Source organism: Streptomyces sp. NPDC058653, from assembly GCF_042716895.1.
Taxonomy (GTDB): Bacteria; Actinomycetota; Actinomycetes; order Streptomycetales; family Streptomycetaceae; genus Streptomyces.
Genome location: NZ_JBHXRM010000002.1, coordinates 1 through 16,689, shown reverse-complemented (window position 1 = coordinate 16,689; position 16,689 = coordinate 1). Strand labels below are relative to the sequence as shown.

The 16,689-nt window shown below is 70.4% G+C and carries 15 protein-coding genes and 1 rRNA gene; 11 read left to right on the top strand and 5 right to left on the bottom strand.

Annotated features, from left to right (window positions below; genetic code table 11):
• Positions 1-14: 14 nt before the first annotated feature.
• The 3 genes from ACFWU9_RS01720 to ACFWU9_RS01710 all read right to left on the bottom strand — a co-directional run bounded on the left by ACFWU9_RS01720 (position 15) and on the right by ACFWU9_RS01710 (position 2,832).
• Complete coding sequence (locus tag ACFWU9_RS01720) at positions 15-473, bottom strand: hypothetical protein (protein WP_384314374.1); 459 nt, start codon at positions 471-473, stop codon at positions 15-17.
• 98 nt (positions 474-571) lie between these two features.
• Positions 572-2,431, bottom strand: coding sequence for an alpha/beta hydrolase (locus ACFWU9_RS01715; protein WP_384313832.1), 1,860 nt, complete (start codon positions 2,429-2,431; stop codon positions 572-574).
• 8 nt (positions 2,432-2,439) lie between these two features.
• On the bottom strand, positions 2,440-2,832 hold the full coding sequence (locus ACFWU9_RS01710; RefSeq protein WP_384313830.1) for a hypothetical protein: 393 nt from the start codon (positions 2,830-2,832) through the stop codon (positions 2,440-2,442).
• 511 nt (positions 2,833-3,343) lie between these two features.
• Here ACFWU9_RS01710 and ACFWU9_RS01705 point away from each other — a divergent pair.
• The 7 genes from ACFWU9_RS01705 to ACFWU9_RS01675 all read left to right on the top strand — a co-directional run bounded on the left by ACFWU9_RS01705 (position 3,344) and on the right by ACFWU9_RS01675 (position 11,634).
• On the top strand, positions 3,344-3,652 hold the full coding sequence (locus tag ACFWU9_RS01705) for a hypothetical protein (RefSeq protein ID WP_189110607.1): 309 nt from the start codon (positions 3,344-3,346) through the stop codon (positions 3,650-3,652).
• A 235-nt stretch (positions 3,653-3,887) separates the two neighbouring features.
• Positions 3,888-4,751, top strand: coding sequence for a hypothetical protein (locus tag ACFWU9_RS01700; RefSeq protein ID WP_384313828.1), 864 nt, complete (start codon positions 3,888-3,890; stop codon positions 4,749-4,751).
• On the top strand, positions 4,741-6,108 hold the full coding sequence (locus ACFWU9_RS01695) for a hypothetical protein (protein ID WP_384313826.1): 1,368 nt from the start codon (positions 4,741-4,743) through the stop codon (positions 6,106-6,108). Before ACFWU9_RS01700 ends, ACFWU9_RS01695 begins: the two co-directional genes overlap by 11 nt.
• Complete coding sequence (locus ACFWU9_RS01690) at positions 6,105-7,670, top strand: SCO6880 family protein (protein WP_384313824.1); 1,566 nt, start codon at positions 6,105-6,107, stop codon at positions 7,668-7,670. The genes ACFWU9_RS01695 and ACFWU9_RS01690 overlap by 4 nt, the downstream gene beginning before the upstream one ends.
• A gap of 106 nt (positions 7,671-7,776) precedes the next feature.
• On the top strand, positions 7,777-9,225 hold the full coding sequence (locus tag ACFWU9_RS01685; protein WP_384313822.1) for an ATP-binding protein: 1,449 nt from the start codon (positions 7,777-7,779) through the stop codon (positions 9,223-9,225).
• Between the two features lie 5 nt (positions 9,226-9,230).
• Positions 9,231-10,742, top strand: a complete 1,512-nt coding sequence (locus ACFWU9_RS01680; protein WP_384313820.1) for a type VI secretion protein — start codon at positions 9,231-9,233, stop codon at positions 10,740-10,742.
• Positions 10,743-11,025: 283 nt separating this feature from the next.
• A complete protein-coding gene (locus tag ACFWU9_RS01675; RefSeq protein ID WP_384313818.1) occupies positions 11,026-11,634 on the top strand; it encodes an NADPH-dependent FMN reductase in 609 nt (202 codons plus the stop codon).
• A 97-nt stretch (positions 11,635-11,731) separates the two neighbouring features.
• Here ACFWU9_RS01675 and ACFWU9_RS01670 read toward each other — a convergent pair whose 3' ends face one another.
• Positions 11,732-12,295 (bottom strand): GNAT family N-acetyltransferase, encoded by a 564-nt coding sequence (locus ACFWU9_RS01670; protein ID WP_384313816.1) that lies wholly within the window; start codon positions 12,293-12,295, stop codon positions 11,732-11,734.
• Between the two features lie 207 nt (positions 12,296-12,502).
• On the opposite strand from ACFWU9_RS01670, the gene ACFWU9_RS01665 reads away from it, so the two are divergent.
• The 4 genes from ACFWU9_RS01665 to ACFWU9_RS01650 are packed head-to-tail and all read left to right on the top strand — an operon-like array spanning position 12,503 to position 16,365.
• Positions 12,503-13,453 (top strand): ATP-binding cassette domain-containing protein, encoded by a 951-nt coding sequence (locus tag ACFWU9_RS01665; RefSeq protein WP_384313815.1) that lies wholly within the window; start codon positions 12,503-12,505, stop codon positions 13,451-13,453.
• Positions 13,450-14,295 (top strand): ABC transporter permease subunit, encoded by an 846-nt coding sequence (locus tag ACFWU9_RS01660; RefSeq protein WP_384313813.1) that lies wholly within the window; start codon positions 13,450-13,452, stop codon positions 14,293-14,295. Before ACFWU9_RS01665 ends, ACFWU9_RS01660 begins: the two co-directional genes overlap by 4 nt.
• Positions 14,296-14,305: 10 nt before the next feature.
• Complete coding sequence (locus ACFWU9_RS01655; protein WP_384313811.1) at positions 14,306-15,682, top strand: sensor histidine kinase; 1,377 nt, start codon at positions 14,306-14,308, stop codon at positions 15,680-15,682.
• Positions 15,679-16,365, top strand: a complete 687-nt coding sequence (locus ACFWU9_RS01650) for a response regulator (protein ID WP_384313809.1) — start codon at positions 15,679-15,681, stop codon at positions 16,363-16,365. The genes ACFWU9_RS01655 and ACFWU9_RS01650 overlap by 4 nt, the downstream gene beginning before the upstream one ends.
• 82 nt (positions 16,366-16,447) lie before the next feature.
• Here ACFWU9_RS01650 and rrf read toward each other — a convergent pair.
• Positions 16,448-16,564: ribosomal RNA gene (gene rrf / locus ACFWU9_RS01645) — 5S ribosomal RNA — on the bottom strand.
• Between the last annotated feature and the right edge of the window lie 125 nt (positions 16,565-16,689).

Sequence of the window (16,689 nt, the reverse complement as noted above, 5' to 3'; positions counted from 1 at the left end):
AAGTTGACTGTAAGTCAGGGGCGTGGCGGGGGTGCGGTGGCGGACCAGAATTCGTCGTGGACGTCAGGGCGAGGAATCGGACCGCCGGCATAGTTGGGCCCATCGGTTTCTGCCGTAGGGTCCGCGACAGCAGATTTCTCCACGCAGGGAGTCGCGACCTCGAAGAAGGCCTGGCCCTCTCCGCCGATGCTGAGTCTGATTCCGAAGCCGTCAGCGGATTTGGCATAGATGGCCGGGAACCTCGGGCTGCTGTTGACGGAGGTGATCTCGTAACCGCTCTTGCGCCAGGACCGCTCGATCACTCCGAGGAATCCACCACGCCGCTGCTCGGAGATGATCGTCATCACTGCCCGACGACGCGACAGGTCACAGCTCCCCGATGTTGTCTCGCCGTGCGTCCACCGGACTCCGGGCCTGATCGCCTGGAACGTTCGTTCAAGGATGGAATCCGCGCGGTCCGCCGCCTCCTGCATGTTCAAAACTCGCTCCCCATCCGCCTTTGAGCCGTCAAACGTCGAGCAACCGACCGCCGTGGCACATGCCAACAGAAGTCCAAGGGCGCGCCGCATTCTCATCCCCTCCTGTGCCCGTCCAACTGAACGTCTCGGTAGTTCCCGACGACGATCTTGGCGATATTGTCGGCCGACGTGACGTCCTTCGCTGGGTTGAAGTAGTTGGAATGCGCCGCCACCCCACCCACCACCGGATGCGGCCCGTCATCCACCCTGAATCTCCTCGCTCCGAAATCCTCGTGCGCCGGATCCGTGCCGAACCAGATCTCGCTCTCCCTCGTCTGCGCGTCCTGCGCGAAGTACGCCGCCGCCGCACCCCCCGCCCCACCTAACGCCGCCCCCACCGGACCTCCCAGCACCGCCCCCGCCGACGCTCCCCCCAGCGCGCCCATTCCCATGCCCCGCGCCTCCGCCTTCGCCGGTGCGTGCGTCACCGGGTCGTTCTCCGCGGCGCCGACGTAGACATGGGCCCGGCCCACTCCCAGATCGTCCGCGGAATCCGCGCCCGTTCCCGGGCTGCCCACCAGCACAATGTCGTCCACCCCCGGAATCCCGCCGTCCCGCTGCGCGGCCTGGCCCACCGTCAGGGAGCCGTACGAGTGGCCCACTGCCGTCATGTGCGGATCCTCGTTCCCGTTCGTCGCCGCGATTCCCGCCATGAAGCCCCCGTACGCCGACGCCCCCGCCTCCGCCCGGTCCGTGAACATCACGTCCGAATTCCCCGAGACATCGTCCAGCGAAAGCTGCGGCGCGTCATAGCCGAGCCACACGATCGACGCCGTCGACGCGTCGTACTCCTGCGCACCCGCCCACATATCCCTCGCCCGTTTCAAATCGTCCTCCGCGAACCCCTCGTCCAACCCCGTCCCCAGCCCCGGCACATACGCCGACACATTCCTCGCCGTGTCCGGATTCCCGTACGAGACGATCGCCCGGCCATTCCCCTCGTCCCCGATACCCAGCAGGAACATCGGCGGATGCCCGCCCGCCCGCAGCTGCTCGTCGATGGAACTCAGGCCCGCCAGCATCGTTCGCGACCTGTCGTCGTCCGCCCCCTCCAATGTGCCGATCAGCAGCGCCAGGTTGTCGCGGTTCGCCGTGTCGCGTACCGCACACGGAATGCCGTCCAGATTGCCGATCACGTCCGGGTGGACCGCCAGGTACTCCTCCCTCCGTTCCGCCGTCAGGCCCTGCCACCACGCGAGGCGTTCCGCCGCCGACGCGTCGAGCGGGATCGCCGCCCGCAGGTACTCCGTCGTCAGCGCCCGCACCGCCACCGCGTCCGCGCTCGCGTCCGCCCACATCGCGTCCGTGACCTTCAGACCGTCCCGCGCGGTCAGCTTCCGCAGCGTCTCCGTGTACCGCGCGTCGATCTCCGCCGCCCGGCCCAGCGCGCCCGCGATCCGGTCGGCGATGCCCTGCGCCTTCGCGGCGAGCGGGTTCGGGCTCGTGAACCCCGGCGGCGGCGCCGACCGCAGATACGCCCGGCCCGACGCCGTACCGCCCCGCAACCTCTCCTTGGTGAACGGGTCCTCCCCGGCCGCCGGATAGCTCACCGACCCGTCCGGCCCCACCGTGAAGCCGAGGCCCCCCGCCTCCTCCAGCGCGTCCTGAAGCTGCCGCTGCGGGCCCCGCAGATCCTGGGCGAGGCTGTTCAGCGTCGTACGGACCAGCCCGCACTCCGTGTAGATGTACTGGAAGTTCCGCCCCAGCGCCCGCAGCCGCCCCACCGCCGCCTTCGCCGCCTCGCCCTCCTGAGAGGCCGTCAGCCCCACCAGCAGCTGCTTGTCGATCCGGTCACGTGCCGCGTCCGCGCGGTTGCTCGCCCTGCCCCAGCCGTCCGCCGCGCCCTCCAGCTCGGCGCATCTCACCTCCCGTAACTGCGCCCAGGTCAGCCCGCCGCTCACCGACCCGCTCACCACCCCGCTCACCGACCCGCCCCCGCGTCGACGCCCGCGATCCCCGACCTGGTCCCCGCGTCCTGCTCACCCTGCGTCCTCGCCACCGCCCGCAGCGGGCCCGCCAGTCCTCCGCACTCGTCGCGGGCTGCCTCGATGCGCCGTTCCCAGGACGTACGTACGATCGCCAGGGCCCGGACGGCGCTCAGCCCTTCCCCACCGCCCGCCACGCCCTCGTGCGCTGTTTCGAACTCCGCCTTCAGATACGCCATCTGCGTACGCATCACCTCGGCCCCGCCGGCCGCCCGGGTCCACGGCCCGTCGCTGTGCCTCAGCCGCTCCCCCGCCGCCGCGCCCGAGGCCTCCGGCCCCGCGCCCGCCTCGTCGGCCAGCGCCCGCAAACCGCCCGAATAGCCCGCCATGCCACCCGCCCCTGTCCTCTGTTGTCCGGGATGTCGGGTGGCACTGTCCCAACCCGGGACCGGGCACGTGCCGCGCGTAAAGAAGAGGAAGGAACGGCCGGAGGGGCCACGGGAGGGCGGAAGGCCCGTTCCCCGTTGGCATCGGCCGCGTCCGGCAACGCCGAGGCGCCCCGCGCAGGTTCACCCGTACGGTGGTCGGTGGTTCCGCCCGCAGGGGATGCACGGATGGCGCACGAATGGAGAACGGACACCGAACCGCGGCGGGCTCAAGAGTGCACAACGCCAATCATTGCCCGGAGTCACTCTCCGTGATACACAGAGTGACCGTACGCGTACGGGCATACTCCGGTTCACGACGCAGGTCAGGGCAGTCGGATCGGTCAAACGTGCGGGGATCGGGTAAAGAGACCCGCCAAGTCGGCATACGAGGCCGGTTCCATCAGCGAAGATAGAAGGCGACCCGTGCCGCCGGGCACGGTCACCTAACAACCCAACAGGGGCGGTGAGTTGCATGGACGTGGAAGCCGAGAAGGGCGACATCAACACCATCATCGGTGGTATCGCTCCGAGCTGGGGGCCCTTCGGGAACCTGGGCACGGAAGCTCGCATCATTGTCGAGGTGGTGATGGCCATCGCCATCCTGCTCTGTCTCGCCATCGCGATCTGGGGTGCGGCCAAGCAGCGTATCGGCGCGACCGCGCTGCGGGACACCTTCAGCGCGGAGCAGGGCAAGGGACTGATCGTCGCCGGACTGACCGGCGTCTTCATCATCGGGTCCCTCGGAACAGTCTTCACGATTGTGTACGGGATGGCTGTTTAGCGTCACATCGGTCAGATCCGCGCCGGGTACGCCCGGCCCACCCTCTACATCATCCGAATCGACACCATCCGTCCCCACACCATCCGTCCGTCGCGCCCATCCGCCGAGGTTGCGTCTCCCTGATGTCGAGTCACCACACCGCGTCCGCGCGGAAACCAGTGCGGCTACCGTCCTGCCACGCGGTACCGCAAGCGCGACCGCACACGGTCGAACCGGTCGAGGGGACGGACGCGGCATGAGCTTCGGCGACGAGCACGGCCACGGGAACGACCCGGGCCGGACGGACGACAACTTCGGCGGGATGGGCCAGACGCGCACGCGTCTGCCGGACGGCGGAACGGGCGACGGCTACGGCGGCGCCCGCCGCCCCCCGCGGAGCTCACGCTCACTCATCGCGATGGTGGGTGTCGTGGTGCTGCTGATCGCGGCTATCGCGTTCGCGAACCGCGAGGGCGGCGGAGACGACACGAGCGCGTCGACCACCGGCGGCGGCGAGGGCGCCTCGGGCCCACAACCGACGGCGGCGTCCGGGGTGAAGCCGGTGACGGGAAAGAACGGGGGGATCCCCTCGGGCTTCGCGAAGGACGAACAGGGGGCGGAGAGCGCGGCGGCGAACTACGCGGTGGCTCTGGTGTCGGCCGACATCCTGAGGCCCGACGCCCGCGGCGGGATCATGAGTCAGATCTTCGCGCCCGACAAGGCCGCGGACCTTGAGGCGAAGTTCAACGCCGCCTACGACAAGGCGTTCCTGGACAAGATCGGTCTCGACGAGAAGGGCAACGCCGCCGAGGGTCTGACCTATGTCTCACGGACGGCCCCGGTCGGGACGAAGATCACGCAGTTCACGGAGGCCTCCGCCACCGTGGAGGTGTGGTGCACCGGCGTCTTCGGCACGGCAGGCGTCAGCTCCACGAATCCGGTGACCAACGACTGGTTCACCATGACACTCAAGCTCCAGTGGGTGAGCGACGACTGGAAGGTCGAGAGCTTCGCCCAGAAGGACGGTCCTGCGCCGGTCAACACCGACCGCACGGCCTCCAACGCCGATGAGATCAGCAAGGCAGTCGCGGAGTACGGAGGCTTCACCTATGCCCGGTAGCCGTCGCCTCTCGCTCAAGATCGTCGGCGTTGTCGCCGCGGTGCAGACGTCCGCCGTCCTACTGGCGACGCGGGCCGTCGCCGCGCCGACACCCTCGCCCACGCCTTCGCCTTCGGCGTCCAACGACGAGAACTGCGATCTCATCGTCGGGCCCGCCCGGGACTTCTGCGAAAACGGCGACGCGGGCTCCTCCTCCCGCAACTCCCCCCTCAACGACCCCACCGACGTCGTCGACCCCCTCACCGCCCTCGCGCGCGGCTGCGCCGAGGCCGCCTCCTGGACCGTGGACACCCTCTCCAAGGCCGTCAAGGAGACCGCCGAGGTCGACTTCACCAACACCACCTTCCTCGCCCAGTACGCCGTCGTCTTCGCCGCCGCCACCATCCTCACCCTCATCCTCTGGCTCCTCGCCGTCGCCAAGCGCGCCATCCGCGGCGTCCCGCTGACCACCGCCATCTCCGAGGCCATCGGGTTCCTCTGGCTCACCGTCCTCGCCTCCGCCTTCACCCCGCTCATCCTCTACACCCTCGTCTCGGCCACCGACGGCGTCACCGACGTCGTCGCCAGCGGGACCAGCGGGCAGACCGACGTGTTCTTCGGGACGTTCTCCGAGGCGCTGAAGAAGGACACCGAGATCGGCGGCGGGCCGATCATGCTGATCGTCGTGTCCCTCGTGACGATCCTCGCCGCCGGCATCCTCTATCTGGAGCTGTTCATCCGGGCGATCCTGCTCTACGTCGGCGCCCTCCTCGGCGTCGTCGTCTACGCCGGGCTCGTCGACAAGAACATGTGGGGCCATGTACGCCGCTGGGCCGGCCTCATGATCGCGGTCATCATGGTGAAACCCGTGATCGTCATCGTCCTCGGCCTCGCCGGCGCGCTCACCTCCGACGACGGCCCCGACTCCTTCTCGGCCGTCGTCACCGGGCTCGCCATCATCATCCTCGCGATCTTCGCCTCGGCCATGATCTACCGCTTCGTCCCCGGCTTCGGCGACGAGATCGCGAGCGCCCGCAGCAACCTCAAGCTGTCCACCGCCGGCGGCCGCGCCGCCGCCGTGATCAGTTCGCCCGCCGGTGTCGTCTCCCAGGGCATCAAGACCCACAGCGGCCGAAGCGGCGGGGGCGGCGACAGCGGCAACAGCGGTGCCCGGCCCTCCAACCCCGTCTCCGGCGGTGTCGCGGCCCACAGCAGCCGTCCCTCGGGCGGCGGTGGCGGAGGCGGCGGAGGTGGCAGCGTCCCCTCGCCGGCCCCCGCCCCCCGCCCCAGCAGTCCCACCAGCGGCACCCCCCACAGCAGCCGCAGCCACGGAAACCGCGGAACCGGTAACAACAGCACAGGAGGTGGAGGGCGTTGACGACTCAGTCCCATGCGGTCGCGCCCCGCCGTACGTATCTCATCGGCCGTGCGCGGCCGAACGCGATCGTCGGCAAGAACCGTGAGACGGGCGAGATCGCGCTGATCATCGCCGGCGCGTTCCTCGGCATGATGAGCGGGCTCGTCGTGCCCGTCCTCTCCCTGCGGATCGTGACGCTCCTCGGGTTCCCGCTCCTCGCGCTGGCCGCGGTGTACGTCCCGTACAAGCACCGCACGGTCTACAAGTGGTTCGAGATCAACCGCAGTTTCAAACGGACCCTGCGCAACGGCACCACCTACCGCTCCGCCGCCATGGAGTCCGGCACCCTGGCCGACGGCCGCGAGGTCGAGATCGGCCCCCCGCCCGGCATCGGACGGATCAACTGGCTGGCCGCGCCCTTCGGCCCCGACGAGATCGCCGTCCTGCTGCACGCCGACCGCCGCACCGTCACCGCCGCCATCGAGATCGAGGGCCCCGGCGTCGGCCTGCGCGACAGCGAGGACCAGGAAGCGCTCGTCGACCGGTTCGGCACGCTCCTGAAGCATGTCGCCAACGGCGACGGCTTCGTCACCCGCCTCCAGATGCTCGCTCGTACGCTCCCCGCCGACCCCGACGCACACGCCAAGGACGTCGCCCAGCGGGGCGACTCCGCGTCCCCCGGCTGGCTCCAGGAGTCGTACGAGCAGCTCCAGTCCATGGTCTCCACCTCCAGTGAGCAGCACCGCGCCTATCTCGTCGCGTGTATGCACTACACCCGTGAACTGGCCGCCGAGGGCCAGGCCATGGCCCGCGCCACCCGCCAGGCCGCCGGTGGCAAGGGCCGGGGGCGCAAGCTCGACAAGGACGCCGGTCTCGCCGTCGTCATGGCCCGCGAGCTCACCGACATCTGCGCCCGCCTCGCGGAGGCCGACATCCGGGTCCGGCAGCCGCTCGGGCAGGCGCGGCTTGCCTCGCTCGTGCACTCGATGTACGACCCGGACCACCCCATAGACCACATCCAGGCCATGACGAAGCGCAACGCCTGGCCCGCCGAGCTGGATGCCATGGAGCCCACGTACCTCCAGGCCAAGACCCGCGAGTCGTCCACCCGCGCGCCCTGGTGCCACTCCACGGCCTGGGTGAAGGAGTGGCCGATGACCCCCGTCGGCGTCAACTTCCTCGCCCCGCTGCTCGTCCACACGCCCGATGTGATCCGTACGGTCGCGGTCTGCATGGACCTGGAGCCGACCGAGGTCGCCATCGAGCGCATGCTCACGGAGAAGACGAACGACGAGGCCGACGCGAGCCGCGCCGCCAAGATGAACCGCACCGTCGACCCGCGCGACATCGCGGCCCACGGCCGGCTCGACCAACGGGGTGAAGATCTCGCCAGTGGCGCGGCCGGAGTCAACATTGTCGGGTACATCACGGTGTCGTCCCGCTCGCCCGAGGCCCTGGCCCGGGACAAGCGGACGATCCGGGCGTCCGCCGGCAAGTCGTATCTGAAGCTGGAATGGTGCGACCGCGAGCACCACCGGGCGTTCGTGAACACCCTGCCGTTCGCCACCGGCATCCGCCGATGAGCACCGCCCGCCGACCGACGACCACCGGAGCCCCCGCCCCCCACCGCCACCTCCACCACCCGCCGAGCACCGCTCGAAAGCCGACCGCCGCTGATAGGGGCCTGTGATGCGAGATCCCATGTCCGCCTTCACGGACGCCTTCACCAGCTTCCTCTTCGGGAAGGTGGAGACCACCCGGCTCCCGGTCCGTACGTCGACCGGCCAGGCGCAGGCCGTCTATCTGCCGACCGCGGCCCCCGGCCTCGGCGACTCGGGCGTCATCATCGGCCGCGAGGTCTACAGCGGCAAGGGCTACATCTACGACCCCTTCCAGCTCTACGGCCAGCAACTCCCCGCCCCCCACTGGCTCGTCCTCGGCGAGTCCGGCAACGGCAAGTCGGCCCTGGAGAAGACGTACGTCCTGCGGCAGCTGCGCTTCCGCGACCGCCAGGTCGTCGTCCTCGACGCCCAGGGCGAGGACGGCGCCGGCGAGTGGAACCTCATCGCGCAGCAGCTGGGCATAACCCCCATCCGGCTCGACCCGATGGCGGCCCTCGACGGCGGCATCAAGCTCAACCCGCTCGACCCGGCGATCACCACGACCGGACAGCTCGCCCTGCTCCGCACCATCATCGAGGTCGCGATGGGACACGGCCTGGACGAGCGCTCCGGCTTCGCGCTCAAGGTCGCGCACGCCTACGTCCACGCCACGATCGTCGAGCGCCAGCCCGTCCTCATGGACATCGTGGAGCAACTCCGCCACCCGGAGCCGGAGTCGGCCGAGGCCATGAACGTCGACATAGACGACGTACGGGCCTGGGGCCTGGACGTCGCCCTCGTCCTCGACCGCCTCGTCGACGGTGACCTGCGCGGCATGTTCGACGGGCCGACGACCGTCGGCATCGACCTGGACTCGCCGCTCATCGTCTTCGACCTCTCGCACATCGACCGCAACTCGATCGCGATGCCGATCCTGATGGCGATCGTCGGCGTGTGGCTGGAGCACACCTGGATCCGCCCCGACCGGAAGAAGCGCATCTTCCTGGTCGAGGAGGCCTGGCACATCATCAACTCCCCGTTTGTCGCGCAGCTCTTCCAGCGGCTCCTCAAGTTCGGCCGCCGACTGGGCCTGTCGTTCGTGGCGGTCGTCCACCACCTCTCCGACGTGGTCGACGGCGCCGCCGCCAAGGAGGCCGCCGCGATCCTCAAGATGGCGTCGACCCGCACGATCTACGCCCAGAAGGCGGACGAGGCACGGGCCACCGGCCAGGTCCTCGGGCTGCCGCGCTGGGCGGTGGAGATCATCCCGAGCCTCACGCCCGGTATCGCGGTGTGGGACGTCAACGGCAACGTCCAGGTCGTCAAACACCTGGTCACCGAGGCCGAACGACCACTGGTCTTCACCGACCGCGCGATGACCGAGAACAGCCAGGCGTCCAACGCCTCGGACGCCGCCGACGCCCTCAACGGCGGGCTGCCCGACGACGTACGGGCGGCCGAGTGGGAAGCGGAACAGCGCGCGATCCTGATGGAACAGCAGCGGCTCAACGCGTCCTCAGAGTCCACGGTGGCGTGAGAGCCATGGCCGCGGGACATGGGGAGGCTCCGGAGCGCGGGGTCCCGGACGGGCTGATCCTGGGCGTGCTGGGGTTCCTGCTCGGGATCACGCTGTTCGTCTGGACGGCCACGGGCCTCGCCGCGCTCTTCGCGCACGGCTCGTGGCCGCAGAAGGTGACCTTCATGCGTACGCCGTCGGCGGTACGCCAACTGGTCTCGGCCCCGCAGGACCTCCCGGCCGCCTGGCCGGACACACCGCCGGGCGAGCTCTCCGGATACGGGCTGTTCTGGGGCCTGCTCATCGGCGAGCTGATGGTGGCGACCGTCCTGGCGGTGTTCGTGCTGGGCACGGTGGCCCGCTGGCGCGCGCTGCGTACGGTACGGCTCCGGGAACGCGAGCGGGCACGGCAACAGGCACGCGAGCGCGCCGACGCGAACGAGACGAACGGGACGAGGGCGGAGGAGGAGCACGTACGGGCAACCCCCGCACCCCTCCCGGTCGAGCAACCACCCACCCCGGTCGAACAGCCCCACCACACCCCGCCCCTCGCGGCACCCCCGCCCCCGCCGGCACCGGTCCCGGCGCCCCGTACGGCCCCGTACGCCCACGTCCGCTACGGCGCCCCGAGCACCCGCCGGCCCGCCGCCGTACAGGCCATCCAGGACGCCGAGGGCCCCGCGCTCGTCGTCACCTCCGACCCCACCGTCTGGGCCGAGACCAAGGACGCCCGCGCCAAACTCGGCCCGGTCCTCCTCTACGACCCCGGCCATCTCTGCGACACCCCGGCCCGCCTCCACTGGTCGCCCACCACGGGCTGCGAGGACGCCGACACCGCCGCCGCGCGTTCTCTCGCGCTCCTGGCGCCCGTACGTCCCCCGGCCCGGCTCGACGCCGCCATGGCCGACACGGCACAGACCCTGCTGCGCTGCTGGCTGCACGCCGCCGCCGTCGACGGACGGCCGTTCAAACAGGTGCACCGCTGGGCGCAGGGTGGCAACGCCCACGACGCCGTACGGCTCCTGCGTACACACCCCAAAGCCGCGTCGGGCCTCGCGGGTCTGCTGGAGTCGGCCCTCACCGCGTACCCCGAACGCCGCGAGATCGCGCAGCAGTTGACCACCCGCGCGCTGAGCTCCCTCTCCTCCGTCCATATCCGCGACGCGTGCACACCCAACCGTGCCGACTCGCTCGCACTGGATTCTTTCGCTGCCGAGGGGGGCACGCTCTATGTGGTGGGTGAGCCGATCGAAGATCCGCGCACTCGCCCGGGAGCGATGCCGCTGCTCACCGCTCTCGCCTCAAGCGTGGTCGAGCACGGCCGCCGCATGGCCGTACGGTCATCCGCCGGTCGGCTCGACCCACCAATGACCCTGGTGCTCGACGACGTGGCGGCGGTGGCGCCACTGCCCGCGCTGCCCGAGCTGCTGGCCGACGGGGACGAGCAGGGAATGCCCGCGCTCGTCCTCCTGCGCTCCCGCGAACAGGGCAGGGACCGCTGGCCGGACCGCTGGCCGCACCAGGAACTCCGCGCCTGAGCCGGGCCGTTCGCCGCGCCCCCGGCCTCCGGCCCCCAACGGGCCCCGGACGGAGCCTGGTTCACCGACTGCCCGAAAATCGCCCTGTGGTGCGACGGGCCCGCGGGCTCACAATCACCGTGGTGGTCCACCTGCCGCCCAGGCCTCGGAGCCGTACGCCCAGAAGCTCCCACGGTCACGGGCGCGCCCGGGCCACCGGCCTCAACACCCCACGCGCATACCGCCTTTGACCACGCCCACCACCCCCACCTCTTGTCACCACCCCTTACCGAGGAGATACACGATGTCGAACACGACGACCGCGGACACGGCGGCCCACCCCGATCTCAAGATCGCGTTCATCATCGGCAGCCGCCGTGAGGGCCGCTTCGCGCCCGTCGTCGCCGAATGGTTCACCACCCTGGCGACCGAACACGGCGGTATCGAGCTCGACATCATCGACATCGCCGACCTCGAACTGCCCGGCACGCACCCGGACTGGGGCACCCCCCGCACCCCTGAACTGGCCGCGCTCGCCGCCCGCGTGGACGCGGCCGACGGCTTCGTGGTGCTGACACCCGAGTACAACCACAGCTTCCCGGCGTCCCTGAAGAACTTCATCGACCTGCACCGGACCGAGTGGCAGGCCAAGGCGGTCGGCTTCGTCTCGTACGGGGGCGCCGGCGGCGGGCTGCGCGCGGTCGAGCAACTGCGCCTGGTCTTCGCCGAGTTGCACTGCACGAGCATCCGCGAGAGCGTCAGCTTCCACGCCGGCTGGGACCACTTCGGCGAGGGCGGGAAGGCTTACGACGTAAACGGCGCGGTCGGCGCCGCGAAGGTCATGCTGGACCAACTCATCTGGTGGGCCCGCGCGCTGCGCACGGCCCGCGCCACGCACCCGTACGGCGGCTGACGGGCGGCGGGCGGGGCGGCCGATGGCTTGACCGCAACCGGCTCCGGCGGGACAACCGGCGCCAATAGGCTCCGGCTCCTCCTCCCGCTCCCCTCCCTCAGGCGCGCGGCCGTGACACCGCGAGCTCGAACTCCCGGGCGGAGGGATCGTTCCCCACGGGAAGGGTCTCTCCGGTCGGCTCGAACCCGAGCTTGCCGTACGCGGCCCGTGCCCGCCCGTTCCGCTCGTCCACCATCAGTCGCACCCGCTCGACACGCGGCTCCTCCACCGCCCACGCCCACTCGGTGGCCACGTCGAACAGTTCCTTCAGCAGCCCGGTGCCCCGGTGCCCGGGCCGTACGTACACACCCACGAGGTGCGCTTGGTCGTACGCGCTCCGCCCGCCCAGCACATCCGTCTCACCCCGCCGCTCGACCAGCACTACCACCTGGCCCGCCCAGCCCCCGTCTGCCAGTTCGGCCACGAACTGCCGCACCGAAGCGGACCGCGCCGCGCCCTCCGTCCGCTCCTGCCAGAAGGAATCCGGGCGCTGAACGGCGTCCTCGTAGGTATCGAGGAAGGCCACCGGCGCGGCCGGATCGTTCAGGGCCTCCAGCCGGAACTCCTTCGCCCTGACCCATTCATCGGCTCGTACGGCGCGTACCACAGGTGTCTGATCCATGCGGAGATCCTCCGCGCCCGAGGCCCCGCCCACCAACCGGTTTTCGGATGCCCAGTCTCGGGATTCCCCCGCGACCGCCGTCCCACCGCCGTCCCACCGCCGTCCCACCGCCGACGCACCGCCGTCGTACCGGGGTAGTACGCCCCGCACGCGGTGCCCGCCCCCGGTCCGACGTTCCCGCCCCGCCGGCTGCCTACCGTCGAAGCCATGATCAAGGCCAACGGACTCACCAAGCGATACGGCGGCAGAGCCGGCAAGACCGTCGTCGCCGACCTCACCTTCACCGTCGAGCCGGGGGCCGTCACCGGCTTCCTCGGCCCCAACGGCGCCGGCAAATCCACCACCATGCGCATGATCATGGGCCTCGACGCCCCCACCGCCGGCCGTGTCACGGTCGGCGACCGCGCCTACGCCGCCCACCCCGCCCCGCTCCACGAGGTCGGCGGCCTGCTGGAGGCCCGCGCGGTCCACCCGGGCCGTACCGCGTACCACCACCTCAGGGCGCTCGCCCACACCCACGCCATCCCCGCCTCGCGCGTCGCGCACGTCCTCGACCTCACCGGCCTCACCGACGTCGCCGGAGACCGCGTGAAGGGCTTCTCCCTCGGCATGGGCCAACGCCTCGGCATCGCCGCCGCCCTGCTCGGCGACCCGGCCACGGTCATCCTCGACGAGCCGGTCAACGGCCTCGACCCGGAGGGCGTCCTGTGGATCCGTAACCTCCTCAAGTCCCTGGCCGCCGAAGGCCGTACGGTCCTCGTCTCCTCCCACCTCATGAGCGAGATGGCGCTGACCGCCGAACGTCTCATCATCATCGGCCGCGGCCGGCTCCTCGCCGAGACGACGGTGGCCGACTTCGTACGGGACTCGGGCGCCACGGCCATGAAGGTCGTCTCCCCCGACGCCCGGACGCTCGCGTCGCTCCTCGCGGGCCCCGGCGTCGAGATCGAACCGGGCGCCGGACCCGACGAACTGGAGGTACGCGGCGTCGACGGCCCCCACATCGGCCGTATCGCGGCGGCCCACGCGATCCCCGTGTACGAACTGACGCCGCGCACCACCTCGCTGGAGCAGGCGTTCATGGACCTGACGCGCGACGAGGTCGAGTACCAGGCGGGCACCGCCCACGACGGCACACTCACGGGAGCGACGGCATGAAGACAGTGGACGTCAGCGAGGCAGCGGCACACCCGACACGCTCCGGCCGAACAGCCTCGGGCGCAACGAACCGCCCAGGCGTCACCGCCACCCGCGTCCTGCGCTCCGAATGGCACAAGTTCTGGACCCTGCGCTCCACCTGGGTCACGCTCTCGGGCGCCTCGCTCCTCATCCTCGCCACCGGCCTCGCCATGGCGATCAGCCGGGAGCCGGCCGGCGCCGGTCCCGAGGAGGTCAGGGACCCGGTCGTGCTGACCCTGCTCGGCATCCAGTTCGGGCAGATCATCCTCACCGTGCTCGGCGTGCTGTTCACCGCGGGCGAGTACTCGACCGGCATGATCCGCGCCTCGCTCTCCGCCGTTCCCCGACGGCACCCCGTCCTGTGGGCCAAGGCCACCGTCTTCGCGGCCGTCACCCTGGTCACCGGGCTGATCACCACCTTCGCGACCTTCCTCCTCGCCCAGCCCTTCCTCTCCGACACCGACATGGGCGCCTCACTCACCGACCCGGGAGTCGCCCGCGCGATCGCGGGCACCGCCCTCTCGCTCACGCTCCTCGGCGTGCTCGGTCTCGGGCTCGGCGCGCTGCTGCGCTCCGTACCGGGAGCCATCGGCGCGTTCTTCGCCGGAGTGATCATCCTGCCGGAGGTGCTGTCAGCCCTGCCCTCCGACGCCGTGAAGGACCTCGTCAGGTACTTCCCGGCCCGCGCCTCCGAGTCCCTCGGCGCGGTCCACCACCACGCCGGCAGCCCGTCGGACGGCACCGCCCTGCTCACACTCTGCCTATGGGCGCTGGTGGCGCTGGGAACGGCCGGCTGGCTCCTCAAGCGGCGCGATGTATGACGATGAAGAGATGACGAACGCGACGACAGAGCCGCGCGGAACGCACGCCGACGCCGACGTCGGCGTGCGTGTGAGTGTCGGGTCCGATGTCGGTGACGGCGTCCGCGTCGGCGCCGAAGAGGACACCGGCAGATCGCTCACCCAGCTGATCAACCGCGCGGCCCAGCGGATCGACGCCCACGACAGGTCGCACCCGCTCGTCTGGAATCTGCTGCTGGTGAGCTGCCTGCTGATCGGCGGCGTCGTCGACGTGGCCGGCGGGGGCTGGCAGCGGGTCGCGCCCAACCCCGACGCACCGCTGTGGCTCGCGGCGATCTGCGTCGTGGCCTACCCGCTGCCCCTGCTGCGCCGGCGGACGCATCCCCTCGAAGCACTGCTGGCGATGTTCCCGTTGGCCCTGGCGCAGGCCTGGGCGGGTGCGGGACTCCAGACCACCGTGTTCTGCGAGCTGATCGCCGTCTTCAACATCGCGCTACGACTCCCGATGCGCCAACTGGCCCTCTCCGTCGCGCTGTTGAACGCCCCGCTCGTCCTGGGCGTCGCGCGCCACCCGGCGGAGGGCTGGGTCATCCCCCTCCAGTCGTCGCTGACGAGCATCGCGGCAGTCGCGCTGCTGGGAATCGCGTGGCGTACGAGGCAGGAGTACACGGCCTCGCTGAGGGAGCGGGCGAAACAGCTGGAGATCGAACGCGACCAGCAGGCGCAACTCGCGGCCGCCGCTGAACGCACCAGAATCGCCCGCGAGATGCACGACATCCTCGGCCACAACCTGTCCGTCATCACGGGCCTCGCGGACGGCGGCTCGTACGCGGGGAAGAAGAACCCCCAGCGGGCCACCGAGGCCCTGGACGCGATCGCCGTCACGAGCCGCCAAGCCCTCATGGAGCTCCGTCGTCTGCTGGGCATCCTCCAGAACGAAACCGGTCCCACCACCCCCGCCGAACTCGCGCCACAGCCCGGCCTCGGTGAACTGGACCAGCTGATCGACGGCGTACGGGCCGCGGGCCTGCCCGTGGACGTCACCGTCACCGGCGATCCCGGCTTCGGACCTGGCTTCGGACCCGGCCTCGGCCTCGACACCGCGCCGAAGGGCCGCCAACTCACGATCTACCGCGTCGTCCAGGAAGCCCTCACCAACACCCTCAAGCACGCGGGCCCCGACGCCACGGCGAGGGTCACCCTCAGCCGAACGCGCGAGGCCATCACCGTGGACATCACCGACACCGGCAGACCGGGCCCCACGAATACGGGAGGCCGCGGCATCACCGGCATGCGAGAACGCAGCGCCCTGTACGCGGGCACACTTGAGGTCGGACCGCTGCCGGCGCCCGACCAGGGCTGGCGGGTCCATCTGTATCTGCCGAACGACGAGGACGACCGGGTGTGACGACCGTACTGATCGCCGACGACCAGCCCTTGCAGCGCATGGGCTTCCGGATGCTGCTGGAGAGCCAGGACGACATGACCCTGGTGGGCGAGGCGGGCGGCGGGGCGGAAGCCGTACGCCTGATCGCCCAACTCCGTCCGGACGTCGTCCTGATGGACGTCCGTATGCCGGGCCTGGACGGCATCGAGGCCACGCGTCGTATCGTCGCGGCCGGCAGCCGTACGCGGGTGCTCATCCTGACCACCTTCGACCTGGACGAGTACGCGTACGCGGGCCTCCGCGCCGGCGCCAGCGGCTTCCTCGTCAAGGACGCGCTCCCCGAGGAGCTCCTGTCCGGCATCCGCGCGGTGGCGAGCGGCGACGCGGTGGTGGCACCGAGCCTCACCCGCCGCCTTCTCGACGCCTACGCCCACCGCCTCCCCGGGCCGAACACCCCGGCGGGGAACGAACCGGCGGAACCCGAGGAGAACCACCCGGGAATAGCCCTGCTCACCGGCCGGGAACGGGAAATCCTCACCGTCATCGGCCAGGGCTGGACGAACGCCGAGATCGCCGCCCGATTCCACCTCGCGGAATCGACGGTGAAGACGCATGTGGGCCGCGTTCTGGCCAAAACGGGCTCACGCGACCGCGTCCAGGCGGTAATCCTCGCGTACGAGGCAAGGCTGGTGCGCCCGTCGTAAGTCGTAAGTGGGCCCTGGGGAAAAGGGTCGTGAACGCGAAAATGCCCCGCACCTGAAGGTGCGGGGCATCCCCACAAAGATTGTTCGGCGGCGTCCTACTCTCCCACAGGGTCCCCCCTGCAGTACCATCGGCGCTGAAAGGCTTAGCTTCCGGGTTCGGAATGTAACCGGGCGTTTCCCTAACGCAATGACCACCGAAACACAATGAAACTGTTGAACACCGGATATCAACACGGATGTTCGTTGTCTCAGAACTGACACAGTGGACGCGAGCAACTGAGGACAAGCCCTCGGCCTATTAGTACCGGTCAACTCCACACCTCA